21 protein-coding genes, 1 tRNA gene and 1 pseudogene are annotated in these 26,097 nt (G+C 63.1%); 13 read left to right on the plus strand and 10 right to left on the minus strand.

From position 1 onward, the window contains the following. The first annotated feature begins 59 nt into the window (after positions 1-59). A complete protein-coding gene (locus tag LB556_RS11570) occupies positions 60-248 on the plus strand; it encodes a hypothetical protein (protein ID WP_224567538.1) in 189 nt (62 codons plus the stop codon). Positions 249-272: 24 nt separating this feature from the next. Here LB556_RS11570 and LB556_RS11575 read toward each other — a convergent pair. The 7 genes and pseudogenes from LB556_RS11575 to tkt form a co-directional block, all read right to left on the minus strand. Beyond that, positions 273-728 (minus strand): annotated as a pseudogene (locus LB556_RS11575) (SGNH/GDSL hydrolase family protein); the annotation flags it as partial. Between the two features lie 104 nt (positions 729-832). Beyond that, the gene (locus LB556_RS11580) at positions 833-1,573 is read right to left on the minus strand and encodes a DUF899 domain-containing protein (protein ID WP_224567063.1); all 741 of its coding nucleotides are present in this window, start codon (positions 1,571-1,573) and stop codon (positions 833-835) included. Positions 1,574-1,747: 174 nt separating this feature from the next. Further along, complete coding sequence (locus LB556_RS11585; protein ID WP_224567512.1) at positions 1,748-2,773, minus strand: class I fructose-bisphosphate aldolase; 1,026 nt, start codon at positions 2,771-2,773, stop codon at positions 1,748-1,750. Positions 2,774-2,922: 149 nt separating this feature from the next. Beyond that, complete coding sequence (locus LB556_RS11590; RefSeq protein ID WP_224567513.1) at positions 2,923-4,119, minus strand: phosphoglycerate kinase; 1,197 nt, start codon at positions 4,117-4,119, stop codon at positions 2,923-2,925. 155 nt (positions 4,120-4,274) lie between these two features. After that, entirely contained in the window at positions 4,275-6,155 is a 1,881-nt protein-coding gene (locus tag LB556_RS11595; protein ID WP_224567064.1) for a potassium/proton antiporter, read from the minus strand. Between the two features lie 187 nt (positions 6,156-6,342). Continuing rightward, positions 6,343-7,353: a type I glyceraldehyde-3-phosphate dehydrogenase gene (gene gap, locus LB556_RS11600; RefSeq protein ID WP_224567065.1), complete on the minus strand. Its 1,011-nt coding sequence runs from the start codon at positions 7,351-7,353 to the stop codon at positions 6,343-6,345. A gap of 209 nt (positions 7,354-7,562) precedes the next feature. Further along, positions 7,563-9,554, minus strand: a complete 1,992-nt coding sequence (gene tkt, locus LB556_RS11605) for a transketolase (RefSeq protein WP_224567066.1) — start codon at positions 9,552-9,554, stop codon at positions 7,563-7,565. Positions 9,555-9,812: 258 nt separating this feature from the next. On the opposite strand from tkt, the gene LB556_RS11610 reads away from it, so the two are divergent. The 4 genes from LB556_RS11610 (at position 9,813) to LB556_RS11625 (ending at position 12,348) form a co-directional block, all read left to right on the plus strand. Further along, positions 9,813-10,085, plus strand: a complete 273-nt coding sequence (locus LB556_RS11610) for a DUF4164 domain-containing protein (RefSeq protein ID WP_224567067.1) — start codon at positions 9,813-9,815, stop codon at positions 10,083-10,085. Positions 10,086-10,096: 11 nt separating this feature from the next. After that, positions 10,097-10,462 carry a cell division protein ZapA gene (locus tag LB556_RS11615; RefSeq protein ID WP_224567068.1) on the plus strand — a complete coding sequence of 122 codons (366 nt, stop codon included), beginning with the start codon at positions 10,097-10,099 and terminating at the stop codon, positions 10,460-10,462. A gap of 207 nt (positions 10,463-10,669) precedes the next feature. Further along, on the plus strand, positions 10,670-11,329 hold the full coding sequence (locus LB556_RS11620) for a peroxiredoxin (protein ID WP_224567069.1): 660 nt from the start codon (positions 10,670-10,672) through the stop codon (positions 11,327-11,329). Between the two features lie 146 nt (positions 11,330-11,475). Beyond that, a complete protein-coding gene (locus LB556_RS11625; RefSeq protein WP_224567070.1) occupies positions 11,476-12,348 on the plus strand; it encodes an MBL fold metallo-hydrolase in 873 nt (290 codons plus the stop codon). A gap of 84 nt (positions 12,349-12,432) precedes the next feature. Here the strand turns inward: LB556_RS11625 and rpoH are convergent, their stop codons facing one another. Together rpoH and LB556_RS11635 are read right to left on the minus strand one after the other, a co-directional pair. Beyond that, on the minus strand, positions 12,433-13,344 hold the full coding sequence (gene rpoH / locus LB556_RS11630) for an RNA polymerase sigma factor RpoH (RefSeq protein ID WP_015315375.1): 912 nt from the start codon (positions 13,342-13,344) through the stop codon (positions 12,433-12,435). A 189-nt stretch (positions 13,345-13,533) separates the two neighbouring features. Further along, complete coding sequence (locus tag LB556_RS11635; RefSeq protein WP_411908579.1) at positions 13,534-14,538, minus strand: RluA family pseudouridine synthase; 1,005 nt, start codon at positions 14,536-14,538, stop codon at positions 13,534-13,536. A 75-nt stretch (positions 14,539-14,613) separates the two neighbouring features. Between LB556_RS11635 and LB556_RS11640 the strand changes: the two genes are divergently transcribed. The 3 genes from LB556_RS11640 to LB556_RS11650 all read left to right on the plus strand — a co-directional run bounded on the left by LB556_RS11640 (position 14,614) and on the right by LB556_RS11650 (position 15,608). After that, a complete protein-coding gene (locus LB556_RS11640) occupies positions 14,614-14,997 on the plus strand; it encodes a fimbrial protein (protein WP_224567074.1) in 384 nt (127 codons plus the stop codon). A 38-nt stretch (positions 14,998-15,035) separates the two neighbouring features. Then, complete coding sequence (locus LB556_RS11645; protein ID WP_224567076.1) at positions 15,036-15,443, plus strand: VOC family protein; 408 nt, start codon at positions 15,036-15,038, stop codon at positions 15,441-15,443. Positions 15,444-15,533: 90 nt separating this feature from the next. After that, positions 15,534-15,608: transfer RNA gene (locus LB556_RS11650), tRNA-Glu, on the plus strand. Positions 15,609-16,276: 668 nt separating this feature from the next. On the opposite strand, the gene LB556_RS11655 is transcribed toward LB556_RS11650, so the two are convergent. Next, a complete protein-coding gene (locus LB556_RS11655) occupies positions 16,277-16,492 on the minus strand; it encodes a hypothetical protein (protein ID WP_224567078.1) in 216 nt (71 codons plus the stop codon). A gap of 740 nt (positions 16,493-17,232) precedes the next feature. Here LB556_RS11655 and LB556_RS11660 point away from each other — a divergent pair. The 5 genes from LB556_RS11660 (at position 17,233) to pstB (ending at position 26,081) form a co-directional block, all read left to right on the plus strand. Continuing rightward, positions 17,233-21,783 carry a PAS domain-containing protein gene (locus LB556_RS11660; RefSeq protein WP_224567081.1) on the plus strand — a complete coding sequence of 1,517 codons (4,551 nt, stop codon included), beginning with the start codon at positions 17,233-17,235 and terminating at the stop codon, positions 21,781-21,783. Positions 21,784-22,313: 530 nt separating this feature from the next. Beyond that, entirely contained in the window at positions 22,314-23,372 is a 1,059-nt protein-coding gene (gene pstS, locus LB556_RS11665; RefSeq protein ID WP_224567083.1) for a phosphate ABC transporter substrate-binding protein PstS, read from the plus strand. A 64-nt stretch (positions 23,373-23,436) separates the two neighbouring features. Continuing rightward, positions 23,437-24,426, plus strand: a complete 990-nt coding sequence (gene pstC, locus LB556_RS11670; protein ID WP_224567085.1) for a phosphate ABC transporter permease subunit PstC — start codon at positions 23,437-23,439, stop codon at positions 24,424-24,426. Positions 24,427-24,429: 3 nt separating this feature from the next. Next, entirely contained in the window at positions 24,430-25,281 is an 852-nt protein-coding gene (pstA, locus tag LB556_RS11675; RefSeq protein ID WP_224567087.1) for a phosphate ABC transporter permease PstA, read from the plus strand. Further along, on the plus strand, positions 25,278-26,081 hold the full coding sequence (pstB, locus tag LB556_RS11680) for a phosphate ABC transporter ATP-binding protein PstB (RefSeq protein WP_224567089.1): 804 nt from the start codon (positions 25,278-25,280) through the stop codon (positions 26,079-26,081). Before pstA ends, pstB begins: the two co-directional genes overlap by 4 nt. Positions 26,082-26,097: the final 16 nt, after the last annotated feature.

Raw genomic sequence — 26,097 nt, forward strand, 5'->3', positions numbered from 1 at the left:
TCCGGTTCGGGACACGGCGCTTGTTTGTTTCTCTGAGATCGAAGAAGGCGCTTTGACAGTTGGCCGCGTTGCTGGTCAAAGGCGGCATGACGAAACTCCTGGCCCTTGTCATTGTCGGGTTCATGCTGATTCAGATCATCAAGCCGCTTGGCTGGCCCGGGCTCAAGCGACGCGGCGATTTCTGGAAGCTGGCGCTTCTTGCCATGGCGGCGATCTCACTGGCGGCCGTGCTTGGGCATTTGGCATAGGCCCGCAACATTCGCCGTCGGGATTCAGTCACCAAGCACTGGTCCGACAAGGTGTTCCGCCCAGGCCCGGTAGCCGGCCTCCGAGGCATGAAAACCGTCGGAGGCAAAGCCGGCCTCCGGCTTGGTGATCGGCAGGCGTGGCGCCGGCACCGCGCCGCGCTCCAGGCAGAGGCGCTCGCCCATCCGGTTCATCGCGATGGCGCGGACCTCGAGGATCTTGCCGAGCAGCGACGGCATGGCGGGCGCCCGTGTGAACTCCAGCACCGGCGACCATACGACGCGTGCTTCCGGCCATTTGGCGCGCAGCGCATAAAGCAGGCCGCCGAACTCTTTCTTGAAGCGAGGCACGGAATGGAAATTCTTGGTGTCGTTGGTGCCGATGGCAAGCACGATATGCGTCCAAGGGTCAGCCGACAGATTGAGCAGGACATGGTCGCGGATCTGGCCCGATGTCGCCGAATTGAAGCCGGCCGCGCGCCAGATGGGAAAGGCGAGCCAGGTGAGAAGGGCCGGGAAACGCATGGCAATACCGTGCAACGAGCTGCGTCAGCCTTAGCGCAAGTTTCGGCGGGGGTGAACGCTCTTCAGTCGCAGCAGCCCGGATGCGCCGGCTGACGGTCCTGATATTCGTCATGCAGGCGGACCCAGTCCATCAGGCCATGATAGGGGCCATTTTCGTTGCGCCCCTTCGGCGTCATGTCGAGATAGGCATAGGTGCCGATCAGCGCCTCGCCGCCGCGGGCACGCGACAGGAAGGTGAGGAAGATGTCGCCATTCCCATCCCTGTAGAAGACGCTGGCGCCGGGAAGCTCCTTCGATGTCCGGGGCCGGGTCTCGAAATTATAGGTGGTGTCGCCGGCGGCGATCTGCCTGTCGGTGAAGGAAACCTGCATGTCGAAGTTGAAATCCGACGCATAGGACGACACCCAGTCGAATTTCCAGCCCATGCGCTGCTTGTAGGGCAGAAGTTCCGCCAGCGGCGCGCGCGAGACCACCACCAGCGACACGTCGTGATGACTGAGATGCAGATTGGCGCTGTCGATATGATCGGCGAGGAAGGAGCAGCCCTCGCAATGATGGGCGCAGCCTGGTCCAAACATGAAATGGTAGACGATCAGCTGGCTGTTGGCGCCGAACAGGTCGGCTAGCTTCTTCGGGCCTTGCCCGGTCTCGAAGACATAGTCCTTCCTGATCTTCAGCCAGGGCAATTCTCGCCGCTCGGCTGCGATGCGCTCGCGCAACCGAGTCAGTTCCTTCTCACGGGACAGATGCGCCTTGTGCGCCTGGAACCAGTCTTCGCGTGAAACGACCTTGTTGCGATGCATGTGTCTCTCCCTGTCTGCACCCCAAGGACGTTCGGGATGAGCGCAAACCGACATCGCCGCCAGTGACGCTGGAGAGGAAATAGGATTGGGACGAGCCTGGCCCAAGTCTCGGCAGATACGAACAAAAACCCGGGCACGTTGGCCCGGGTTCGCAGCAAGACGGACGAATTGCGATCAGGCGGCGTTTTCCAATGCCGGCTGCCATTTTCCGAGTGCCGCCAGATGGTTCATGTGGGCGCGGTGAGTAAAAGCGGCCTGGCCTGCGGCGACGTTCGAGGCCTTGCCGCTCCAGGCCTTCTGCGGCGCGGCCTGCAGGGCGCGGCCATAGGAGAAGGTCAGCTTCCACGGATGAGGACCGATGGCGTTTATGGCGTTGAGGTTGGCTGTCGCCTCCTCGTCCTCCTGGCCGCCGGAGAGGAAGGCGATGCCCGGCACCGCCGCCGGCACGGTCTCGCGGAACAGTTTTATGGTCTTTTCGGCAACTTCCTCGGGGCTGTTCGTCCTGCCTGACGCCTTGCCGGCGATGACCATGTTCGGCTTCAGGATCGAGCCTTCAAGCACCACGCGCGCGGCGTAGAGCTCCTCATAAAGCTTCATCAACGTCGCCTTGGTGATCTCGTAGCAGGTATCGATGTCATGGGCGCCGTCCATCAGCACTTCCGGCTCGACGATCGGCACGATGCCGGCCTCCTGGCACAGGGCGGCATAGCGGGCGAGCGCATGGGTGTTCGCACTGATGGCGGTGGCCGAAGGCACGCCCTTGGCCGCGTCGATGTCGATCACCGCGCGCCATTTGGCGAAGCGGGCGCCGAGCTTGTAGTAGTCGGCGAGCCGCTCGCGCAGGCCGTCGAGACCCTCGGTGATCGTGTCGCCAGGAAAGCCGGCCAAAGGCTTGGCGCCGGCATCGACCTTGATGCCGGGAATGGCGCCCGCTGCCTTGATGATGTCCACCAGCGGCGTGCCGTCGGCGGCCTTCTGGCGGATGGTCTCGTCATAGAGGATGACGCCGGAAATGTACCTGGTCATCGCGTCCTTGGTGCGGAACATCATTTCGCGGTAGTCGCGGCGGCTGTCGGCTGTCGATTCGACGCCGATGACGTCGAAGCGCTTCTTGATCGTGCCGGAGCTTTCATCGGCGGCCAGCAGGCCCTTGCCGTTGGCCACCATCGCGGCGGCAATGTCTTCGAGACGTTCGCTCATCATGCTTCTCCTGAAGGGGTTCGTTCCGCGCTTAACGGAAGTCTACCGCCAAAGGAATGGCGTCGGAAAGCTCGAATCGATTGAAAGTCTCAGGCGCTGGCGCCGGCACCACTTGAGGTGATCGGAATGCCTGTGAGCCGTCGGACGTCTCAGCGCTTCAGCACGTCGACGCCGGGTAACGGCTTGCCTTCCATCCACTCCAGGAAGGCGCCGCCGGCGGTCGAGACATAGGTGAAATCGTCGGCGACACCGGCATGGTTGAGGGCTGCTACCGTATCGCCGCCGCCGGCGACCGAAACCAGCTTTCCGGCCTTTGTACGCGCCGCCGCATGCTTGGCTGCCGCCACCGTGGCGTGATCGAAGGGCTCGATCTCGAAGGCGCCGAGGGGGCCGTTCCAGACCAGCGTCGCGGCGCGGTCGATCCATTCGCCGATCGCCGTCACGGTCTTGGCGCCGACATCGAGGATCATGCCATCGGCCGGCACGTCGGAGATGGCGACGGTCTCGCAGGCCGCACCCGCCTTGAATTCCCTGGCGACGACGCCGTCGACCGGCAGGATGATGGCGCAGCCGGCCTCGGCCGCCTCGATCATGATCTGCTTGGCGGTTGGTGCCAGATCATGTTCGCACAGCGACTTGCCGACATCGGTGCCGCGCGCGGCGAGGAAGGTGTTGGCCATGCCGCCGCCAATGACCAGAGCGTCGACCTTCTTGACCAGGTTCATCAACAGGTCGATCTTGGTCGAGACCTTGGCGCCGCCGACGATGGCAACGACCGGACGCACCGGGTTGCCCAGGCCTTTCTCGAGTGCCTCAAGCTCGGCCTGCATGGTGCGGCCGGCGAAGCAAGGCAACAGATGGGCCAGGCCCTCCGTCGAGGCATGTGCCCGATGAGCCGCCGAAAAGGCATCGTTGACGAAGATGTCGCCATTGGCCGCGAGCCGTTCGGCAAAGGCCGGATCGTTCTTCTCCTCGGCCTTGTAGAAGCGGGTGTTTTCCAGGAGCAGGACGTCGCCCTTGTCCATTGCGGCGACAGCGCTGCCTGCCGTGTCGCCGACGCAATCGCTGGCGAAGCCGACCGGACGGCCGAGGACCTCAGCCGTCGCCCTGGCGATAGGCTCAAGCGAGAATTCGGGCGAGGGGCCATCCTTGGGCCGGCCGAAATGGGCGAGCAGGATGACCTTGGCGCCCTTGCCGGACAATTCTGCGATGGTCGGCGCGATCCGCTCGATGCGGGTGGCGTCGGTGACCTTCCCGTCGGCGACGGGAACGTTGAGATCGACGCGCACCAGCACGCGCTTGCCGCTGATGTTGCCGATATCGTCCAGTGTCTTGAAGGCAGCCATGCCGGTCCCTTTCATCTGAAAATCGCCGGGACCATACCCCGCATCAGCGGCGATGCAAGGCTTTGGCTGCGGTCGGTGCGAAATTTTGAGGTGGCCACGGACATGGTGCGTGAAGACCGTCCGGCGTATGTCGGGTGCGTAAACGGCCGCCCTTGTCAGCTTTCGGTCGATGCCTTCTCGACCGGAGGCTCAGGGGCGTCTTCCACGTGCGTGGCCATCCGCGCCTCAGCCGGCTTGCGCCATTTGCGGATGAAGGCGCCGAGACGGTCGCCTATCTCGCCGGCGCTGAGGAAGATGGGCACGCGCGCCACCGGCGCGGTCGGCTCGAAGGAAAGGCCAAGACCCGTGATCCTGCCCTTGTCGTCGACATCCCTGACGATCAGCTCGATCGGGCCGAGCAGCACGCGGTCGGCATATTCGGCATTGCCGCCGAGCCGCGCCGTGACCAATGCGCCGACGGTTTGTCTCTGCTCGGCCTCGGTAAGGCCAGGGCCATAGGCGGCTTCCAGTTCGGCGGCGGAGCGTGCGGGGTCGACGGCGAAGGCGCCGAAGAAATCGGCATCCTCGGGCTCGACCACGGCGCGGCTGGCGAACAGCTTGTCCAGCAGGCGCGGATAGCGGTCGGGCACGAAGATATAGACCTGGTCGCCGGCGGCGAGACGGCCCATGTCCTGGAAACGCATCGAGCGGCCGTCACGCAGCACCAGCGAAGGCCGTGCCCAGCGCGGGATGCGCTCGCCGCGTGCCACCGGACTGCCGGGCGCGACGCGATAGGCGAGAAGCTCGTGATGGGCGGAACCGGGCAGTTCCAGCTCGACCTTGTCCAGAGGTCCGAGCCGCGCCGGCACGATGAGGCCCAGGCGCCGCGCCAGCGGGCCGACGGTCCAGCCCTGGATAACCAGCGACACCAGGACGATGATGAAGGCGGCGTTGAAGATGGTGCGGCCGTTCTCCAGCCCGCCGAGCAGCGGTGTGATGGCGAGCAGGATCGATACGGCGCCGCGCAGGCCGACCCAGGAGACGAAGGCGACTTCGGGACGCGGCAGGCGGAACGGAATCAGGCAGAGCCACACGGCGACGGGTCTGGCGATGAACATCAGGAACAGGCCGAGGGCTATCGCGGGCACCATGATCGCCGGGAATTGCGAAGGCGTCGCGAACAGGCCGAGGATCAGGAACATGATGATCTGCGCCAGCCATGACATACCGTCCTGGAAGCGCTTCAGGATGGTGACGGCGCGGATGTCGGAATTGCCTGCGATGAGCCCGGCGGTATAGACGGCCAGGAAGCCCGAGCCGCCAATCGCGCCGGCGGCGGCGAAGACCATCAGCGACAGGGTCAGCACGAAGATCGGCAGCAGGCCGTGGTCGAGGTTCAGCCGATCGACTAGGCGCACGATGGCGAGGCCGCCAAGCACGCCGACAATGGCGCCGAGGCCCATGTTGACGAGGAAGCCGAGGATCAGATTGGTGACCAGGACGTTGGCTTCCGGGTTAGCGTGGGCGGCGATGACCTCGACCAGGGTGATGGTCAGGAAGATGGCGATCGGATCGTTGGTGCCCGATTCCACTTCCAGCGTGGAGCGCACGCGCTCGCGCAGATTGATCTCGCCGGCGCGCAACAGAAAAAACACCGCCGCCGCGTCGGTCGAGGCGACGGCGGCGCCCAGCAGAAAGGATTCCAGCCAGCTGAGGTCGAGCAGGTAGTGGGCGGCGGCGCCGATAAGGCCGGTGGTGAGAAGCACGCCGAAGGTCGCCAGCGACAGCGCTGGTGCCGCCGCCTGCCGCAAGGCGTTGAGCGGCGTGCCGAAACCGGAATCGAACAGGATGACGGCCAGCGCCAGTGAGCCGGCAAAATAGGCGACGCGGGCATTGTCGAACTGGATGCCGAGGCCATCGGTTCCAGTGGCGAGCCCGATGCACAGAAACAGGAGCAGCAGCGGGGCGCCGAAGCGGAAGGCGATCAGGCTCGAAAACGCAGCGGCGACGACAAGGGCTGTGCCAACCAGCGTGATGAGATAGATCGCATGCTCCATCCGTGATTTGCCCCTCGAATTCCTCTGCCTCCCGGCATCGCGGCAGAGTGGGGCGAAGGCGTGACCAGTGCAAGGCGGGAGGGTGGTTTTTTGCCTTATGCCGCTGATTTTCGTGTTGCTGCTCCGGCAAACGAAAAGCGCCCGGACGAAGCCGGGCGTTTCGAGTGTCGGGAAGAAGGATATCCGATCAGGCGATGGTCTTGCCGAAAGCGACGGCGGTGTCGCTCATGCGGTTGGAGAAGCCCCATTCATTGTCGTACCACGACAGCACCGAAACGAAGTTGCCGTCCATGACCTTGGTCTGGTCGAGCGCCACGATCGAGGAACGCGGATCGTGGTTGAAGTCGATCGAGACGTTCGGGTGATGGGTGACGCCGAGGATACCCTTCAGCTTGCCGTTGGACGCTGCGATGACCGCCTCGTTGATTTCCTGCACGGTGGTCGAACGCTTGGCGATGAACTTGAAGTCGACGACCGAGACATTCGGCGTCGGCACGCGGATCGAGATGCCGTCGAGCTTGCCCTTGAGGTCGGGCAGGACGAGGCCGATTGCCTTGGCGGCACCGGTCGAGGTCGGGATCTGCGACAGCGCGGCGGCGCGGGCGCGGTAGAGATCCTTGTGCATGGTGTCCAGCGTCGGCTGGTCGCCGGTGTAGGAGTGGATCGTCGTCATCATGCCCTTTTCGATGCCGACCGTGTCGTGCAGGACAGCCGCGAGCGGCGCCAGGCAGTTGGTGGTGCAGGACGCATTCGAGATGACGATGTGGTCCTTCGTCAGCTTGTCGTGATTGATGCCGTAGACGACGGTCAAGTCGGCGCCGTCGGAGGGTGCCGAGACCAGCACGCGCTTGGCGCCGGCGGTCAGGTGCGCGGCCGCCTTGTCACGGGTGGTGAAGATACCGGTGCATTCGAGCGCGATGTCGACGCCAAGTTCCTTCCACGGCAGCTGCGTCGGGTCCTTGATCGCGGTGACCTTGAACTTTTCCTTGCCGACGGTGATCTGGTCGCCGTCGACCGACACTTCATGGGGGAAGCGGCCGTGCACGCTGTCAAAGCGCAGCAGGTGGGCGTTGGTCTCGACCGGGCCGAGATCGTTGACGGCGACGACATCGATGTCCTTGCGACCGGACTCGTGGATGGCACGCAGGATGTTGCGGCCGATGCGGCCAAATCCGTTGATGGCAACTCTGACGGTCATTTTTTCTCTCCCTGGGAGCTGGAAGTCGATTGGTCCGCAGCTTCATAGCGGCGGACGGGCGAAGAATCCAGCCGCAACCAGCCGGATTTAAATCGATTAGGTTGGGCCAGTCCGGCGAAGGGGCCTTTCATGCGACTTCGCCGGGGATTTTGTTTCGTGCATGTCGTATCCCAAAACCGCGATACACTTTTGGGCGACATGCCCGGGCCTCACTTGCCGTGCAGGCGCGCTTCCGCTGCCTTGGCCGCAGCCTCGGCGGTGATGCCGAAATGCGGATAGAGCTGCTCGATGGTGCCCGAGGCGCCGAAGCCAGTCATGCCGATGAAGATGCCATCGGAGCCGATGAGATGATCCCAGCCCTGGCGGATGCCGGCCTCGATCGCCATCTTGATCGGGGCCGAACCGATCGTCTTCTTGCGGTAATCGTCGCTCTGCTTGTCGAACAGTTCGAAGCAAGGCACCGAGACGACGCGGGTCGGGTGGCCATGCTTTTCCAGAAGGTCGCGGGCGCCAAGCGCGATCTCGACCTCGGAGCCGGTGGCGAAGATCGTCACCGCCGCCTCGCCGTTTGCGGCGGCGAGTTCATAGGCGCCCTGGCTGCTCAGGTTCTTTTCGGTGAACTCGGTGCGCACTGTCGGCAGGTTCTGACGGGTCAGCGCCAGCGTCGACGGCGTCTTTTCGGATTCGAGCGCGATCTGCCAGCATTCGGCGGTTTCCACCGCGTCGGCCGGGCGGAAGACATTGTGGTTGGGAATAGCGCGAAGGGCCGCCATTTGCTCGACCGGCTGGTGGGTCGGGCCGTCTTCGCCCAGACCAATGGAATCATGGGTCATGACGAAGATCGAGCGGATGCCCATCAGCGAGGCAAGCCGCATCGACGGACGGGCATAGTCGGAGAAGCACAGGAAGGTGCCGCCATAGGCGATGAGGCCGCCATGCAGCGTCAGGCCGTTGATCGCGGCAGCCATGCCGTGCTCGCGGATGCCGTAGTGGACATAGCGCTGGCCATAGTCATCGGGCGTGATGTTCTTGGTCTGGCTGGTCTTGGTGTTGTTCGAGCCGGTCAGATCGGCGGAGCCGCCGATGGTTTCGGGCACAGCGCCGTTGATGACCTCCAGCGCCATTTCCGACGATTTGCGGGTGGCGACCTTCGGCTTGTCGACGGACAGCTTCTTCTTGTAGTCGGCGATGACGGCGTCGAAGTTGGACGGCAGTTTGCCGGCGAGACGGCGCTCGAACTCGGCCTTCAGCTTGGCGTCGGCCTTGGCAAGGCGGCCTTCCCAGTCGGTGCGGGCCTTGACGCCAGCCTTGCCGGCGGTGCGCCAGGCGTCGAGGATATCGGCCGGGATTTCGAAGGGGGGCGAATCCCAGTTGAAGAACTTGCGCGCGCCGGCGATCTCGTCTGCGCCGAGCGGCGAGCCATGCGCCTTGTTGGTGCCGGCCTTTGTCGGGGCGCCGAATCCGATGGTCGTCTTGCAGGCGATCATCGTCGGCTTATCGGAATGGCGGGCGGCCTCGATCGCGTAGGCGATCGCTTCGGGATCGGTGCCGTCGACATGGCTGGCGTTCCAGCCGGAAGCCTGGAAGCGGGCAACCTGGTCGGTGTTGTCGGCGAGCGACACCGGGCCGTCGATCGAGATGTTGTTGTTGTCCCAGAAGACGATCAGCTTGTTGAGCTTCAGGTGGCCGGCAAGCGCGATGGCTTCCTGGGAAACGCCTTCCATCAGGCAGCCGTCGCCGGCCAGAACATAGGTGTAGTGGTCGACGATGTCGTTGCCGAAGGCGGCGTTCATGATGCGCTCGCCGAGCGCGAAGCCGACCGAATTGGCAAGGCCCTGGCCGAGCGGGCCGGTCGTGGTTTCGATGCCGGTGGCGTGGCCGTATTCGGGATGGCCCGCCGTTTTCGAGCCCAACTGCCGGAAATGCTTGATCTGGTCGATGGTCATGTCTTCGTAGCCGGTGAGATACAGCAACGAATAGAGCAGCATCGAACCGTGGCCCGCCGACAGGATGAAGCGGTCGCGGTCGGCCCAGTGCGGGGCCTTTGGGTCATATTTCAGGAAGCGGGTGAACAGCACCGTGGCGATGTCGGCGCAGCCCATGGGCAGGCCGGGATGGCCGGAATTCGCCTTCTCGACGGCGTCCATGGAGAGAAAACGGATCGCATTTGCCATCCGGTCATGTTGTTCGCGCGACGTCATGGTTCCTCCGGGGTGGGTTTGGGGGCTTGGGAGAGCCCTTGAAAAGGGTGCGCGACACATAGCAGGCGCGCGCTTTTAGTCAACAAATCGGGTGCGGATTTGCCGGGCTTGTGATGCCGTGGGAGGGGCAACATTAGCGTTAGCGGGGGACAGTCGCGAGAGCTTTGTTGACGTTGGCTTCACCCGGTGCCTAATGTTTCTCGGATAACGCGTTCTGAACGCGAACGATTCGGTGATGGGCAGGGCACAGGACGAGCCATGACCGGGGAAGCCACACTCAAGGAAGTCATCTCTCGGCTTGGCAAGGCCATCGAGGGGCTGGAAAATGCCGTCGCGGCCAAGCTCGAGCACGAGCGCGACTATTCGGAAGCCGAGGCCGAGGTCCAGCGCATGAACGCCGACCGCTCGCGCCTGGCGCAGGAACTCGACAATTCCGAAGCACGCGCCGAACGGCTGGAAGATGCCAACAAGGAAGTGTCGCGACGGCTGGTAACCGCGATGGAAACCATCCGCGCCGTGTTGGACAGGTAGGAGCTGGTCCGATGGCACAGGTCACGGTTTCAATCGACGGCAAGCAGTACCGCATGGCTTGCGACGAAGGCCAGGAAGAGCATCTGATCGATCTCGCCGAACGCTTCGACCGTTATGTCTCGCATCTGAAGGATTCTTTCGGCGAGATTGGCGACCAGCGGCTGACGGTCATGGCCGGTATCATGGTTATGGACGAGCTTTCCGAGATGCAGAAGCGCGTCAAGGGCATGGAAAGCGAAGTGCTGACCTTGCGCAAGACGCGCGACGAGGCGCTGACCAAGGCCGACAAAAACGACAGCGTGCTGACCAACGCGCTTGGCGCCCTGGCGCAGCGCATGGAAGACCTGGCGACGTCGCTGGCGATCAGCAAGGCCTGAGGCGCCTCGCGGATCGTCGGCGTTTGTCTCACGCCCGGTATCGTGCCTTATTTTGCCCTGATCGGCTGGTGCGGAAAAATTTTTGCCCGTCGGATGAACAGCTGTCATCTCCAGCGTTTAATCAGTCACGCTGTGGTGGTACGATTATGTGCCAGTGCCGGCCGGCGAAAAATGCCGGCTCCATTTTCACAAGGGTAGGGATAGGTCATGAGTCTTCGTATCAACGACATCGCGCCGGACTTCACTGCCGAGACCACGCAAGGGACGATCACCTTCCATGACTGGATCGGCGACGGCTGGGCGATCCTGTTCAGCCATCCGAAGAATTTCACGCCCGTCTGCACGACCGAGCTTGGCACGATGGCGGGGCTGGAAGGCGAGTTCAAGAAGCGCAACGTCAAGATCATCGGCATTTCGGTCGACCCGGTCGAAAGCCACGGCAAATGGCAGGACGACATCAAGACGGCGACCGGCCATTCGGTGCATTATCCGCTGATCGGCGACAAGGACCTCAAGGTCGCCAAGCTCTATGACATGCTGCCAGGCGGCGCCGGCGAAACTTCGGAAGGCCGCACGCCCGCCGACAACGCCACCGTACGCTCGGTCTATGTCATCGGGCCGGACAAGAAGATCAAGCTGGTGCTGACTTACCCGATGACGACGGGGCGCAACTTCGACGAGATCCTGCGCGCGGTCGATTCCATGCAACTCACCGCCAAGCATCAGGTGGCGACCCCGGCGAACTGGAAGCAAGGCGAGGACGTCATCATCACGGCCGCCGTTTCCAACGAGGATGCGATCAAGCGCTTCGGCGCCTATGAGACCATCCTGCCTTATCTCAGGAAGACCAAACAGCCTTCCGCCTGAAGCCAGGCCGGCGGAACGGTTTTTGGCCTTTCCGCTTCTGCAAGCAAAGTCATGCTTGACTGGTTCGCCGGAGAGGACAACCATGCTCCCCACGGGTGCCTGTAGAGAAAATCGTTCCTACCGGGCGTGGATTGAGGGAGCCGGGAGTGGATGTAGCTTTGGCCAGGCCTTTGGTCACCGGCTTCTATGACAAGCCGACCGGGGCCATCCAGTATGTCGTGGCAGACCCGGAGACGAAGCGATGCGCCATCATCGATCCGATCCTCGACTTTGACGAGAAATCAGGCGCGACCGGTACGCGGAACGCGGATGCCCTGCTCGATTTCGTCAGGGGAAACGGGCTGGAGCTCGAGTGGATCCTCGACACCCACCCGCACGCCGACCATTTCTCGGCGGCGCACTACCTGAAACAGAAGACAGGAGCGCCGACGGCGATCGGCGACAGGGTCGTCGACGTTCAGGCGCTGTGGAAAGTCATCTACAACTGGCCGGATTTTGCCGCCGATGGCACGCAGTGGGACAGGCTGTTCGCCGAGGGCGAGACTTTCCGGATCGGAACCCTTCCGGTCAAGGTGCTGTTCTCGCCCGGACATACGCTGGCCTCGATCACCTATGTGGTGGGGGATGCCGCGTTCGTGCATGACACGATGTTCATGCCCGACAGCGGCACGGCGAGGACGGATTTCCCCGGCGGCAGCGCCGCGCGGCTCTGGGGCTCGATCCAAGGCATCCTGGCGTTGCCCGACGAGACACGCATCTTCGTCGGGCACGACTATCAGGCCGGTGGCCGCGAACCCCTGTGGGAAAGCACGGTGGCGATCCAGAAATCCACCAACATCCATCTTGTCGCCGCGCGCTCCGAGGCTGAGTTCGTGGCCCTACGCGAGGCCCGCGACACGACCTTGCCGATGCCACGGCTGATCCTGCACGCGCTGCAGGTCAACATGAATGGCGGGCGGCTGCCGGAACCGGAAGCCAATGGCCGGCGGTACCTCAAATTTCCGCTTGATGGGCTTTGAGAGGATCGCTCTGGATTGCTTGGGCATAAAGAAGCGGCGCCAGTTTCCCGGCGCCGCTTTGGTATCTCCTGACCGAAGCCGGTTTTATGCCGCCGGCTGCGCCTCGATGGTGCGCAGTGCCTGCATCTGGCGCTTGGCGGCGGCCTTGACGGCATCCTGCACCTTCTCGAAGGCGCGCACTTCGATCTGGCGAACGCGCTCGCGGCTGATGTCGAACTCGGCCGACAGCTCTTCCAGGGTCAGCGGCTCCTCGGCGAGGCGACGCGCCTCGAAGATGCGCCGCTCGCGATCGTTGAGTACGGCCAAGGCGCCCGACAGCATGCCGCGGCGGTTTTCCAACTCGTCCTGCTCGATCAGCATTTCTTCCTGGCTTTCGTGGTCGTCGACCAGCCAGTCCTGCCATTCGCCGGACTCGCCTTCCGTCGCCCGGATCGGCGCGTTGAGTGAAGCGTCGCCGGACAGGCGGCGGTTCATCGACACCACTTCGGCCTCGGAAACGTTCAGCCGCGTGGCGATTTCGGCGATCTGGTCTGGCTTGAGGTCGCCGTCGTCCAGCGCCTGGATCTTGCCCTTCACCTTGCGCAGGTTGAAGAACAGGCGCTTCTGGTTGGCGGTCGTGCCCATCTTGACCAGGCTCCACGAGCGCAGGATGTACTCCTGGATCGAGGCCTTGATCCACCACATGGCGTAAGTCGCGAGGCGGAAACCGCGCTCGGGTTCGAATTTCTTGACGGCCTGCATCAGGCCGACATTGCCTTCCGAGATCACCTCGCCGATCGGCAGGCCGTAGCCGCGATAGCCCATGGCGATCTTGGCGACGAGCCGCAAATGGCTGGTGACGAGCTTGTGCGCGGCCGTGGTGTCTTCATGCTCGGCATAACGCTTGGCGAGCATGTACTCTTCCTGCGGCTGCAGCATGGGAAAGCGGCGGATTTCTTCCAGGTAGCGGCTGAGACCGCCTTCGCCGGAAACGATACTGGGTAATGACTGGGCCATGATAGCGCCCCCTCTCTATTGGAGTGATGCCCCCGAAACGCGGCGGGCATGTGACGCGAGCACCAAAGGCTCGCCCGCGACATCAGAACTTATACAGGAACAAAACCAGAAAAGACAGGCATTTGTTCAACACGAAACAGTGTGTCACGCTGAAGTGAACAATGCCACTCAGGTTTTTTGATGGCAGGTTCAGAGCTTGCGAAAGCCGCCAACGAGTTCCTCCATGTCCCCCGGTATCGGCGCTTCGAACCTCATCGTTAAATGGGTAGCGGGATGCCGAAATGCAAGGAGCCATGCATGCAAAGCTTGCCGGGAAAATGCCTTGACCCGGCTTTTCAGGGGCTCCGGCAGCCGGTTGGCCTTGGTGCGGAAGGCCTGCCCGTAGTCGGGGTCGCCAATGACGGGATGGCCGATATGGGCCATGTGAACGCGGATCTGGTGGGTGCGGCCGGTTTCCAGCCGGCATTCGACGAGGCTTGCGGTCGCGAATTCCCGCTGGGCCTCGCCGAAACGCTCCTGCACGGCAAAGCGGGTGACGGCGTGGCGCGCGTCGTCTCGGCCTTCCGGCACGACAGCGCGGCGCACCCGGTCGGCGGCGCGGCCAAGCGGCGCATCGATCGTTCCCGTCGGCCTTTGCGGTATGCCCCAGACCAGCGCTAGGTAGGCACGTTCGAGGTCGCCCGTCAGGCCATGGTCGGCGAAGGCCTCCGACAGCGCCTTGTGGGCGCGGTCGGTCTTGGCGACCACCATGACGCCGCTGGTCTCCTTGTCGAGGCGGTGGACGATGCCCGGGCGGCGCACCCCGCCAATGCCCGAGAGGCTGTCGCCGCAATGGTGGATCAGCGCATTGACCAGCGTGCCGGTCCAGTTGCCGGCGCCGGGGTGTACGACAAGCCCCGCCGGCTTGTTGATGACGATCAACTCGTCGTCTTCATAAAGCACGTCGAGCGCTATGTTCTCGCCCTGTGGCCGTGCCGGCTCCGGTTCCGGCATGGCGACCGATACGCTCTCGCCGGCAGCCATCTTGCGCTTGGTTTCCTCGATGACCTTGTCGTCGATGCGCACAGCGCCCTGCCTGATCAGCATCTGCACACGGCTGCGCGACATGTCCGGCCCAAGACTGGCGGCCAGCCACTGGTCGAGGCGCTGGCCGGCTGCATCCGGGCCGACGACCAGCACCGTCGGCGCAGCCATCGTGAACCGGTCCTCTATTAATTCAGGGGCCTCTTCGTTATGAGCGCTCATCGAAACCCGTCCGGAATATTTGCCATGACCCGGCCCGATGCCGACGAAGACCAGGAAAAGCCGCTCGACCCCGAGATTGCCAAGGTGCGGAGCAGGCTCATCCGCTTCATGGCTATCAATCTGGGTCTGCTTTTGCTGGCCCTTATGGTTGTGATCGCGGCGATTGTCTACAAATCACGCAAAGCAACGCCGGAGAGCCCGCCGCTGGCCGGCGACATCCAGGTGCCCGCCGGCGAACCGCTCAGCGGCGACATCGTGCTGCCGGTCGGTTCCAGGGTGATCAGCCAGTCGCTGTCGGGCAACCGCCTTTCCGTCGACGCCGAGCTAGCCGACGGCGGCCATGCGATCTTCGTATACGATATAGCCGAGCGGCGGATGATCGGCCGTTTTGCAATTCGAAACAAATAAGGCTCGGCAACAATGCAGCAAACAGGTTTGTCGCTGGAATGACCGGCTTCGCCGAACATCGCCGCGTCGCAACCGTGGCATTGATCGTCGCCGACTATGACGAAGCGATTGCCTGGTATGTCGGGCGGCTGGGCTTTCTGCTGCTCGAAGATGTCGATCTCGGCGACGGCAAGCGCTGGGTGACGGTGGCGCCGGCCAACGGGCAGGGCGCCAGGCTGCTGCTTGCCGAGGCGTCCGAAGAGGCGCAGAGAAAAAGCATCGGCAACCAGACCGGCGGCCGGGTCTTCCTGTTTCTCGAAACCGACGACTTTGCCCGCGACCATGCCGCCATGCTGGAGAACGGCGTCGAATTTCGCGAGGCGCCGCGTTCCGAACCCTATGGCACGGTCGCGGTTTTCGCCGATCTGCATGGCAATCTGTGGGACCTGATCCAGCCCAAACGCTGACGCGCGGGCTGTTTTTCATTCGATGCGGTAAAGCCGCCGGACCCCAGTTGCTTTTTCCCGGCCGCCAGCCTATATCGCCCCTTCTTGAACGCGCCCATCGTCTAGCGGTCAGGACACCGCCCTCTCACGGCGGGAACAGGGGTTCGATTCCCCTTGGGCGTACCAAACAACGTCGTTGATCTTCAGCCAGTCAACCGATTTCGGACCGGTGCCCGCATGGGCTATGCATGCTCGAAGGGTGCAATGCCCTGCGAGGGCTCTGACGCCCTGTGCCCGAATCTCCCCAATTTAAGTCAGGCCGCGGCGCTTGAAAGCACTGCGATCTCTGATACTTGCGGTGCGGGGTAGCTTCCGTGGCAACGCGGATTTGGGTCGGGTAAGAGTCGGAATGACCTCTGTGAAGACGATATGCACGCGCTGCCATGGCGGCGGCAAGGTTTTCGACTGCTCCAGATGGCGTGCGTCAAATGGACATTGCTGCCCGCAAGGGACCCATCGAAGTGGTTGTCCTGGGAAGACCGTGGCGTGCACGCAGTGTGCCGGCCTCGGGACGATACCAGAAGCCGAATTCAGAGCCGTAGCATAGTCTTTCCACCGCAACGGCGGCGGCCTCGCGGCTAGCTGTTTGGAGCGTTGGGAAAGTCGTTAAGGTTTTGTTTACCAACAGCCTGTCTACTAGAGACAATTCGCTTCGGCTCGCGACCACGGATGTACTGGCGCGGCTATCGGGGCGGAAGGAAAGGTCGGCTCAGTGCCGGCCTTTTTGTTTTCCGCGCCTTTTTTCGCGCCATGGGCCAACATTTTCTGGCAAGGACATCGTCATTGTCGACACATCAATGGCTCATACGCCGTACCTGCGCATGCCGTGCCAAATCCGGCGTCTCAAAGACGTAGTCGCTCCAAGCCGACTCCGGTATCTGCCCGGCCAGATAGCACTCGAGCAAAAGGTTTTGTTCGGGATTGAGCGCCCGTGGGCCACGCTCGTAATCCAGCCCGAGAGAGTGAAAAAGGTTTCTTGTCAGTTCCGATACCGTGAAATGGATCGACATCCGCGTTCTCCTTCGCCCCTCAACGCAGCGGCACGATCAAAGGTTTCAAGGCCAGGCACCGGTAACGCCGGATTGATCGCGTGTTCGCCAGAAGGGGGCGGCCGCTAGCAGTTCTGCGTTGGATAGAATCGCCGAACCGCTCTAACTCTTTGTTTCACGCAATTCCGGACGGAAAAACCGCAACCCACTTTCCTGGAATTGCTCTACTCGCAGACCATGCGGACTCTTTGGCCGGGCGCGCTTACATTCCGGCATGCCAATTGTTTTACGGGGGCTCCGGGCGGGGAAGGCGGCGGCGACACGCTGGTCCGATATGGTTTGTGCGGCGCGGGTTTCCCAATCCTGCGCTCTGAAAACCGTCCGGGCTGCTGAGGCGGCCGCGGAAAGGCGCCGTTGTCGGCCTGGGGCTGGTAGTCGACATTGGGCGGCGGCCGCTCCCATATCCGCCTGGCGTCGAGCGGCCTCGGGATGATGACCGTACCGTCGTAACTGCGGGAGCAGCCGCCGCCGAAAAGCAGCGCCGCGCCCAGCAAGAAAGGCCCAATCCGTCCATACATTAGCAACACCCCTGCCCATGCTTATAGCGCGGGCTTGCTCCACGCGACAACGGGACGGAATAACGCAGCAGCAACAGGCCGGTTGCGCCATTAAGGTTAGCGGATCGTTAATGCTTCTGCGGCACATTCCGCCGACGGACCGCGGAGGGAGGGTTCGGCCTTGAATTTCGGGGTGGGGACAGCATGGCGGAAGTGGACGAAGCAATCGGCGCGCGCGGCAAGCGCGAACCCGGCAAGGCAGCCGCGCAGGGCGGCGATGGATCGTCCCGCGGCGACATGGATTGCGCCGGCGCGCTTCGCCAACTCGTCGAGGCGGGCTCGGACTGGATCTGGGAAACCGACGCGGAACTTCGCTTTTCGTGGCTCTCACAAGACTACCAGACCGCGACGGGCATCGATCCGGCCGATGTGCTTGGCCGGTTCCGCTTCGATTTTCTCAATCAGGTGTTGAAGGGCAACCCCGGCGCGGCGGCCCATCTGGAGGATTTGCAGGCGCGTCGGCCGTTCCGCGACTTCGTCTACGAACTGAAGGGTGCCCGGCCCGACTGCCGCTGGGTGCTGACGTCAGGCTTCCCGCGTTTCGACAGCGAAGGAAGATTTGCCGGCTATCGCGGCATAGGCCGCAACATCACCGCGCTGGCCAGCGCCTTCGAGGGCATGGCACCCCCGGCTGGCGGCGAGTCCGTCGAGCATCTTGCCGATCTCGAGCGGACGATGGATGCCATGCATATGGGCGTCGTACTTCTGGACGCCAGACTCGACACACTGATCGTCAACAAAGCCTATCGCGCTCTCTCCGGGATTCCGGATGGGGCCGTCACCGTCGGCGCGCCGTTCAGCCTGTTGATGGAACTCAACCGCCGCTATGGCATCTATGGCGATATCGATGAGCAGCAGTGGCAGCGCTATCTCGCCACTCGCATCGAGGAGATCAGGGCCGGCACCGTCGCGCCTCGGGAATTTGTCCGCGCCGACGGGCGGACCATGATATTCTCCGTCACGGCTCTGTCGGGAGGCAAACGCCTGCTGACCTACTATGAGGTCACCGAGGTCAAGCGTCGTGACGCCGAGATCGAGAATGCCAACGCCAAGATCGCCGAGACTTTCGCCAATCTGCGCACCATGGTCGATCAGATGCCGATCGGCGTTCTCGTCCTCGATGCCGACATGCGTGCCGAGGTCGTCAACCGCGCCTTTTACGATTTCTGGCAGATCGACGCCCAGCGCGCCGGAATCGGCTGCAGCTTCCACGATCTGATGGATGCGAGCCGCGACATCGACCCGTGTGGTTCGGACGATGCGACATGGCAACGGCATATCGCCGAGCGCGAGGCCGAAATCAGAGCCGGCACGGCCGGATCGCGGCAGTTCCCGCGCAATGACGGCCGGACGCTGATCTCGTCGATGGCGCCTTTGGCCGGCGGCAAGCGGTTCATTTCCTATGTCGATGTCACCGACATGAAGGACCGCGAGGCCGAACTCGCCGAAGCGCTGGAAAAGGCGCGGCTGGCTGAAGCAGTGATCAACGGCGTCAAGGATCCGATCTTCGTCAAGGACGACAATCTGCGCTTCGTCTTCGTCAACGAGGCCTTCGCGGCGCTGTTCAAGCAGGCGCCGCAAGCCATGCTTGGCAAGCCGGGGGGCGATTTCCTCGGGCCGGCCGAGGTCGCCCTGTTCGAAAGCAGCGAACGTGAGGTGCTGGCCAGCGGGCAGCAATACGAAGTGGAAGAAACTTTCGAGGCCGGCGGCGCCAGCCGTTCGCGCATTGTCAGGAAGAACCGCGTCGGCGTGGCAGGCGGCCGCAACTATGTAGCCGGCTTTCTCTTCGACATCTCCGACATGAAGCGGCGCGAGACCGAAGCGCAGGATGCGCGCAAGCACCTCGCCAACGTGCTGGAATCGCTGCCGGCTGGCGTTATCATCTACGACCGTGACGACAAATTCGTCTTCGCCAACCACAGGCTGCAGGATGAGCTGCCGGCGCTGAAGCCCTTCTGGCAGCCCGGCCGCACTTTCCGCGAAGCGCTGGAATTCGGCCATTCGGTCGGCTATTTCCGTTCGAGTGGCGATCCTGGGATCGACAACCTGTACGAAGCCGATTCCGAACGCTGGCTCGACGGCATGCTGGCGCGTTACCGCCTCCCGAACTCCTCCTATGAGCGCCTCAACGCGGATGGGCACTGGCACCAGGTCTATGACATGCGCACCGATGACGGCACGTTCATCGGCGTGCGCGTCGACATCACCGACCTGAAGAGCCGCGAGGCGGCGCTTCGTGATTCAATGCGCCAGATCGATCTCTTCCGGCATGTCATGGACGAGTTGCCGGTGGCCGCCTTCATCAAGGCGCAGGACCTGAGCATCGAGTTCGTCAACAAGGCCTGGTGCGCGCTGACCGGTCTGGCCAAGGACGATGTCATCGGCCGGACCGACCGTCAGCTGTTCAGCGGCGAAGAAGCAGAGAGCTTCAGCCAGGACGACACCGATGTCGTGGCGAGCGGCGATGTGCGCGAGGTCGAGGAGCCCGTCACCCATCGTGACGGAACGGTGCGGCAGCTGATGACGCGCAAGAGCCGCCTGGTGGCCACGGACGGATCGGTGCATCTGGTCGGCTCCAGCACCGACATCACCGACGTCAAGGCACGCGAGCAGGCCCTGGAGGAGAGCATGCGCGAGAACGAGGTGTTCCGCAGCCTGATCGACAATGTACCGGTGTCGATCTACGCCAAGCGCTCCGATCTCAGGCAATTCTATGTCAACAAGGGCTGGTGCGATCTCACCGGCTTCAGCAAGCAGGAGGCGATCGGCAAGACCGACGTCGAGATCTTCGGGCCGGATGGCGAGGCCTTCGTGGCCGGCGATCTCGCCGTGCTGCGTACCGGCGAGACCCAGGAGATCGAGGAGACGGTGCGCCTTCCCGACGGCGGCGTCAGGCATCAGTTCGCCCGCAAGGGGGCAATGATCGCCTCCGACGGTTCGCTCTACCTCATCGGCTCGACCACGGACATCACGGAGCTCAAGCAGCGCGAGGCGGAGCTCGGCGAGGCGCGCCAGCGCGCCGTGCTCGCCGACCGCGCCAAGTCGGAATTCCTCGCCAATATGAGCCACGAGATCCGCACGCCGATGAATGGCGTGCTCGGCATGGCAGAACTCCTGGCCAAATCCAATCTCGACCCGAAGCAGAAGACGTTCACCGACATCATCGTCAAATCGGGCAACGCGCTTCTGACCATCATCAACGACATCCTGGATTTTTCCAAGATCGATGCCGGCCAGCTGGTGCTCGACCCGGCGCCGTTCAATCTCGCCGAGGCGATCGAGGACGTGGCGACGCTGGTGTCGACACGGGCCAAGGAAAAGGATCTCGAGCTCATCGTGCGCATCGAACCGGGGCTCGAAAGCCTGTTCATCGGCGATGTCGGCCGCATCCGGCAAATCGTCACCAACCTGCTCGGCAACGCGGTGAAGTTCACCGATGAAGGCCACGTGCTGGTCGACGTGACCGGCGAACGGGTTCCGACGGGAACCAGGCTGACGATCTCGGTCACCGACACCGGCATCGGCATCCCCGAGGAAAAACTGAAACTGGTGTTCGAGAAATTCAGCCAGGTCGACACGTCGTCGACAAGGCGCCACGAGGGCACCGGACTTGGCCTTGCCATCACCTCGCGGCTCGTCGACCTGATGGGTGGCGAGATCGGCGTCGAGAGCGCCGAGGGCAGGGGCTCGACCTTCTGGTTCACGGTGACGCTGCCTGGGGCCGCGCAGCAGAGCGGGCAGCGCGTCACGCCGGTGGACGTGACGGGCGCGCGTGTGCTGATCGTCGACGACAATGCCGTCAACCGGGCCATCCTGGCCGAGCAGATGACCTCGTGGACATTCGATTCCTGTGCGGCCGAAAGCGGCGCCGAAGGTCTCAAGGTGCTGATCGCCGCGGCGGCCTATGGCGTGGCGGTCGACTGCGTCGTGCTCGACTACCAGATGCCCGGGATGAGCGGCGCCGAAATGGCGCGCATCGTGCGCAACACCGAGGGCCTCGCGGACACGCCGATCATCATGCTGACCTCGGTAGACCAGTCGCTTGCCAACACCAGCTACCGCGATCTCGGCATCGACGCGCAGCTGATCAAGCCGGCGCGCTCCTCGGTGCTCCTGGAAACGCTGGTCGCGACCATCCAGCGCCATCGCCACGCCATCGGCGGCCACGCCGTTCAGCCGCCAGCCGACGACGCGATCGAGATTGCGCCGCCACCATCCCTGGCGCCAGCCGAGCAGCGCGCGCGGTTACAGCCGCCACCGGTTCGTCCCAGGCTGCCTGTCACGGGCGGAGGGCACAGGCTGGATATCCTGGTGGCCGAGGACAATGAGGTGAACCAGATGGTCTTCACCCAGATTCTTGGCGAGACCGGCTACGGTTTCGAGATCGTCGGCAATGGCCGCAAGGCGCTCGACGCTTTCGGCACGCTCAATCCGTGCATGATCCTGATGGATGTCTCGATGCCGGAGATGAGCGGTCTCGAAGCGACCGCCGCGATCCGGCGGCTGGAGCAGGAGACCGGCACGCATGTGCCGATCGTCGGCGTCACCGCGCATGCGCTCAAGGGCGATCGCGAACGCTGCCTGGAGGCAGGCATGGACGACTATCTGCCCAAGCCGATCAGCCCCAGGGCCTTGCTCGAGAAGGTCGAGCGCTGGTTGGGCGCCGCCCGTCAGGCCCAGCGCGACGCGGGATAGCAGCGCGCGGCGCCTGGATTTCAGGATCCGGCGAGGCAAATCGAGGGAATCACCAGGAGGCTTGCTGCTACTTCTGCGTGCAATGACTATGGTGCGATCGCACCATATCAAAGGCGGCGTCCAGCCGGAACAATAGAAATCGAATTCCGCTTCTCAGTTACGGGCGGGAGCAGCGACCGCCTGCAAGAGACAGTGTCACTCTACCCCAACGGACCTGTTTTTGGCGATGGCCCGGCCATGACCCGCTCTGGCTGCGAGCAACGCGCTCCCGTCCGGATTTTCTTCACTTGGGAAAGCCCCGCCGAATCCTGGGTGCTTCCAGCCGTCGGACGGCTCAAGCCCCTGATTCCGGCGGTAAACTCGGACCGCGCCGCAGGCGCACGGCATCATCGCTTTTGGCCATGCCGGCAACGCGTTACCGGGGTGACATGAAACTGTCATGCGACTGTAATAATCGAAGGCTATTGGCCTCAGCGGGCGCCGGCAAGAGGTGGCGCCGAGAGACCATCTTCCGAACAGGAGCAGGCCACATGAGACATTTTATCCGCTCGGCGGCCGTTGCGATTGCAATGGCTACGGCGTCCACCCTCACCATGTCCGCATCGTTTGCAGCTGACATCTCAGGCGCTGGCGCCACTTTCCCCTACCCGGTCTATGCCAAGTGGGCCGACGCCTACAAGAAGGAGACCGGCATCGGTCTCAACTACCAGTCGATCGGTTCCGGCGGTGGCATCAAGCAGATCAAGGCCAAGACCGTTACCTTCGGCGCTTCCGACGCGCCGCTGAAGGGTGAAGACCTCGATTCCACCGGTCTCGCCCAGTTCCCGATGGTGATGGGCGGTATCGTGCCTGTCGTCAATCTGGAAGGCATCAAGCCGGGCGAGCTCGTCCTCGACGGTTCGACGCTGGCCGACATCTTTGCCGGCAAAATCACCAAATGGAACGACGGGGCGATCAAGAAGCTCAACCCCAAAGCCAAGCTGCCCGACCAGGCTATTGCCGTTGTCCATCGTTCCGACGGCTCGGGCACCACGTTCAACTTCAGCTACTATCTGGCCGACGTCAACGCCGACTGGAAGTCGAAGGTCGGCGTCAACACCGCGCTCGAATGGCCGGTGGGCATCGGCGCCAAGGGCAATGAAGGCGTTGCCAACAACGTGTCGCAGACCGGCGGCGCGATCGGCTATGTCGAATACGCCTATGCCAAGCAGAACAAGCTGACCTATACCGACATGGTCAACAAGGACGGCAAGAAGGTCGAGCCGACCTCGGCCTCGTTCTCCGCGGCGGCGGCCAATGCCGACTGGAATTCGAAGCCGGGTTATGGAGTCATTCTCGCCAACCAGCCCGGTGCCCAATCATGGCCGATGACCTCCGCGACCTGGATCCTTCTGTATAAGAAGCCCGAGAACCCCGAGGCCACCAGCGAAGCCCTTAAGTTCTTTGCCTGGTCTTATGCCAAGGGCGACGACATGGCTGCTGCACTGGACTACGTTCCGATGCCCGACAAGGTCGTCAAGAGCGTCGAGGAGATGTGGAGCAAGGACATCGTCGGCACCGACGGCAAGTCGCTCTACGCTACCCAGTAACTCTCTTAGCCGGAGGAGGGCGCCTAAGGCGCCCTTCTCCTTTCTTTCGAGCGCGAGGGGCTAGATGACCATCGTTTCAGAAGCCACACCGTCGTCGGACTCCATGCGGTCCAGGGACGCGACGGTGCGACGTTTCGCCTTGACGGACACGGTGTTCCGGGAGTCGACACGATTTTCCGCCATTCTCGTCCTGCTCATCCTCGGCGGCGTTGCGATCTCGCTGTTTGCCGGCTCATGGGAGGCCCTGTCGAAGTTCGGCTTTTCCTTTCTGACGACCGAGTCATGGAACCCGGTCACCGAGAATTTCGGCGCCCTGTCGCCGATCTACGGCACCATCGTCACGTCAGGCATCGCAATTCTGATCGCCGTTCCCATCGGCATCGGGATCGCCGTCTTTCTCACGGAACTTTGCCCGCGACCGCTGCGGCGACCGATCGGCATAGCCGTGGAGCTTCTGGCCGGCATCCCCTCGATCATCTACGGCATCTGGGGTCTGTTCGTGTTCGCGCCGTTCCTGCAGACGACGATACAGCCGTTCATCATCAACCTCTTTCACGACGTGCCGGGGCTCTCCAGCCTGTTCGCCGGTCCGCCCTACGGCATCGGCCTGCTGACGTCGTCGCTCATCCTGGCCATCATGGTGCTGCCGTTCATCACCTCGATCACCAAGGACGTGTTCGACACGGTGCCGGCGGTGCTTAAGGAATCGGCCTACGGCATCGGCTGCACGACTTGGGAAGTCACGCGGCGCGTCGTCATCCCCTATACCCGCGTTGGCATCATGGGCGGCGTCATGCTCGGCCTTGGCCGTGCGCTCGGCGAGACCATGGCGGTGACCTTCGTCATCGGCAACGCGCACCGTATCAGCGCCTCGCTGTTTGCGCCGGCGACGACGATTTCCGCGACCATCGCCAATGAATTCACCGAAGCCGATGGCAGCCTCTACACCTCTTCGCTGGTTGCGCTTGGCCTGATCCTGTTCGTCATCACCTTTATTATCCTTGCCATCGCACGCTACATGCTGATGCGCATCGATGCCCGCACGGGAGCCTGACCGATGTCGACAGCCTCTTCGCTTCACCATAGCCGCAAGCGCAAGAACAGCGTGATGATGGTGCTGTGCGTCGTCGCCGCCGGCATCGGCCTTGCCTGGCTGGCGCTTATCCTCGGCGCGCTGATCTACAAGGGCCTGTCCGGCCTTTCGCTGGCCGTCTTCACCGAGATGACGCCGCCGCCCGGCGATGCCGGCGGTCTGCTCAACGCCATCTATGGCAGCGTGGTGATGACCGTCATCGGCGTCGTGGTCGGCACGCCCATCGGTGTCCTGGCCGGAACCTACATGGCCGAATACGGCCGCTTCTCGCGCCTGACCACGATCGTGCGCTTCATCAACGACATCCTGCTGTCGGCACCGTCGATCATCATCGGCCTGTTCGTCTATGAGCTGATGGTGCGGCCGATGGGGCACTTCTCGGCCATCGCCGGCGCTGTCGCGCTGGCCATCCTGGTTATCCCGGTCGTGGTGCGGACCACGGAAGACATGCTCAATCTGGTGCCGAACGCGTTGCGCGAAGCCGGCACAGCGATCGGTGCGCCGCGCTGGGTGGTGATCCGTTCAGTTGCCTACCGGGCGGCACTGTCCGGCATCGTCACCGGCATATTGCTGTCGATCGCCCGGATTTCCGGCGAGACGGCGCCGCTGCTCTTTACCGCGCTCAACAACCAGTTCTGGTCGAGCAATCTCAATGCGCCGATGGCCAGCCTGCCGGTGACCATCTTCCAGTTCGCTCTCAGCCCCTATGAGGAATGGCAGCAACTGGCGTGGACCGGCGCACTTATAATCACCCTGACGGTTCTCGGGCTGAGCATTTTCGCCCGCAGCCTTACCGGACGCAGAGAGGACAGATGAAACCGATGTTGTCCACCGAATTGAACACCCCTGACGCGGTCGTGGATAAGGCCAAGATCGAGGTCAAGAACCTCAACTTCTACTATGGCCAGTCGAAGGCGCTGAAGGATATCAGCCTGTCGCTGCCCGAGCGCAGCGTGACCGCCTTCATCGGCCCGTCGGGCTGCGGGAAGTCGACGCTGCTGCGCGTCTTCAACCGCATCTACGAGCTTTATCCGAAGCAGACCGCCGACGGCCAGGTGCTGCTCGACGGCCAGAACATCCTCGACCGTTCGCAGGACCTGAACCTCTTGCGGACCAAGATCGGCATGGTGTTCCAGAAGCCGACGCCGTTCCCGATGTCGATCTACGAGAACATCGCCTTCGGCGTCAGGCTCTACGAGAAGCTCAGCAAGGCCGAGATGGACGGCCGCGTCGAGCAGGCGCTGAAGCGTGCCGCGCTCTGGACCGAGGTCAAGGACAAGCTGAACGCCAGCGGCCTCAGCCTCTCCGGCGGCCAGCAGCAGCGCCTCTGCATCGCCCGCACCGTGGCGGTGAAGCCCGAAGTCATCCTTCTCGACGAGCCGGCCTCGGCGCTCGATCCGTTGTCGACCGCCAAGATCGAGGAATTGATCGACGAATTGCAGGCCGACTACACGATCGTCATCGTCACCCACAACATGCAGCAGGCGGCGCGCGTGTCGCGGCAGACGGCGTTCATGTATCTCGGAGAACTTATCGAGTTCGACCGGACGGAGAAGATCTTCACGTCGCCTCGCGAGAAGCGCACGCAGGACTACATCACCGGCCGCTTCGGCTGAGTTCATACGAGGACAT

Origin of the sequence: Mesorhizobium sp. ES1-4 (genome assembly GCF_020164745.1) — a bacterium.
Taxonomy (GTDB): Bacteria; Pseudomonadota; Alphaproteobacteria; order Rhizobiales; family Rhizobiaceae; genus Mesorhizobium.

Excerpts from the sequence above, each read along its gene's own strand:
- LB556_RS11580 (WP_224567063.1), bottom strand. The coding sequence starts at position 1,573 with ATGCATCGCAACAAGGTCGTTTCACGCGAAGACTGGTTCCAGGCGCAC.
- LB556_RS11585 (WP_224567512.1), bottom strand. The coding sequence starts at position 2,773 with ATGAGCGAACGTCTCGAAGACATTGCCGCCGCGATGGTGGCCAACGGC.
- LB556_RS11590 (WP_224567513.1), bottom strand. The coding sequence starts at position 4,119 with ATGGCTGCCTTCAAGACACTGGACGATATCGGCAACATCAGCGGCAAG.
- LB556_RS11595 (WP_224567064.1), bottom strand. The coding sequence starts at position 6,155 with ATGGAGCATGCGATCTATCTCATCACGCTGGTTGGCACAGCCCTTGTC.
- gap (WP_224567065.1), bottom strand. The coding sequence starts at position 7,353 with ATGACCGTCAGAGTTGCCATCAACGGATTTGGCCGCATCGGCCGCAAC.
- tkt (WP_224567066.1), bottom strand. The coding sequence starts at position 9,554 with ATGACGTCGCGCGAACAACATGACCGGATGGCAAATGCGATCCGTTTT.
- LB556_RS11610 (WP_224567067.1), top strand. The coding sequence starts at position 9,813 with ATGACCGGGGAAGCCACACTCAAGGAAGTCATCTCTCGGCTTGGCAAG.
- LB556_RS11615 (WP_224567068.1), top strand. The coding sequence starts at position 10,097 with ATGGCACAGGTCACGGTTTCAATCGACGGCAAGCAGTACCGCATGGCT.
- LB556_RS11620 (WP_224567069.1), top strand. The coding sequence starts at position 10,670 with ATGAGTCTTCGTATCAACGACATCGCGCCGGACTTCACTGCCGAGACC.
- rpoH (WP_015315375.1), bottom strand. The coding sequence starts at position 13,344 with ATGGCCCAGTCATTACCCAGTATCGTTTCCGGCGAAGGCGGTCTCAGC.
- LB556_RS11635 (WP_411908579.1), bottom strand. The coding sequence starts at position 14,538 with ATGGCTGCGCCGACGGTGCTGGTCGTCGGCCCGGATGCAGCCGGCCAG.
- LB556_RS11640 (WP_224567074.1), top strand. The coding sequence starts at position 14,614 with ATGACCCGGCCCGATGCCGACGAAGACCAGGAAAAGCCGCTCGACCCC.
- LB556_RS11645 (WP_224567076.1), top strand. The coding sequence starts at position 15,036 with ATGACCGGCTTCGCCGAACATCGCCGCGTCGCAACCGTGGCATTGATC.
- LB556_RS11655 (WP_224567078.1), bottom strand. The coding sequence starts at position 16,492 with ATGTCGATCCATTTCACGGTATCGGAACTGACAAGAAACCTTTTTCAC.
- LB556_RS11660 (WP_224567081.1), top strand. The coding sequence starts at position 17,233 with ATGGCGGAAGTGGACGAAGCAATCGGCGCGCGCGGCAAGCGCGAACCC.
- pstS (WP_224567083.1), top strand. The coding sequence starts at position 22,314 with ATGAGACATTTTATCCGCTCGGCGGCCGTTGCGATTGCAATGGCTACG.
- pstC (WP_224567085.1), top strand. The coding sequence starts at position 23,437 with ATGACCATCGTTTCAGAAGCCACACCGTCGTCGGACTCCATGCGGTCC.
- pstA (WP_224567087.1), top strand. The coding sequence starts at position 24,430 with ATGTCGACAGCCTCTTCGCTTCACCATAGCCGCAAGCGCAAGAACAGC.
- pstB (WP_224567089.1), top strand. The coding sequence starts at position 25,278 with ATGAAACCGATGTTGTCCACCGAATTGAACACCCCTGACGCGGTCGTG.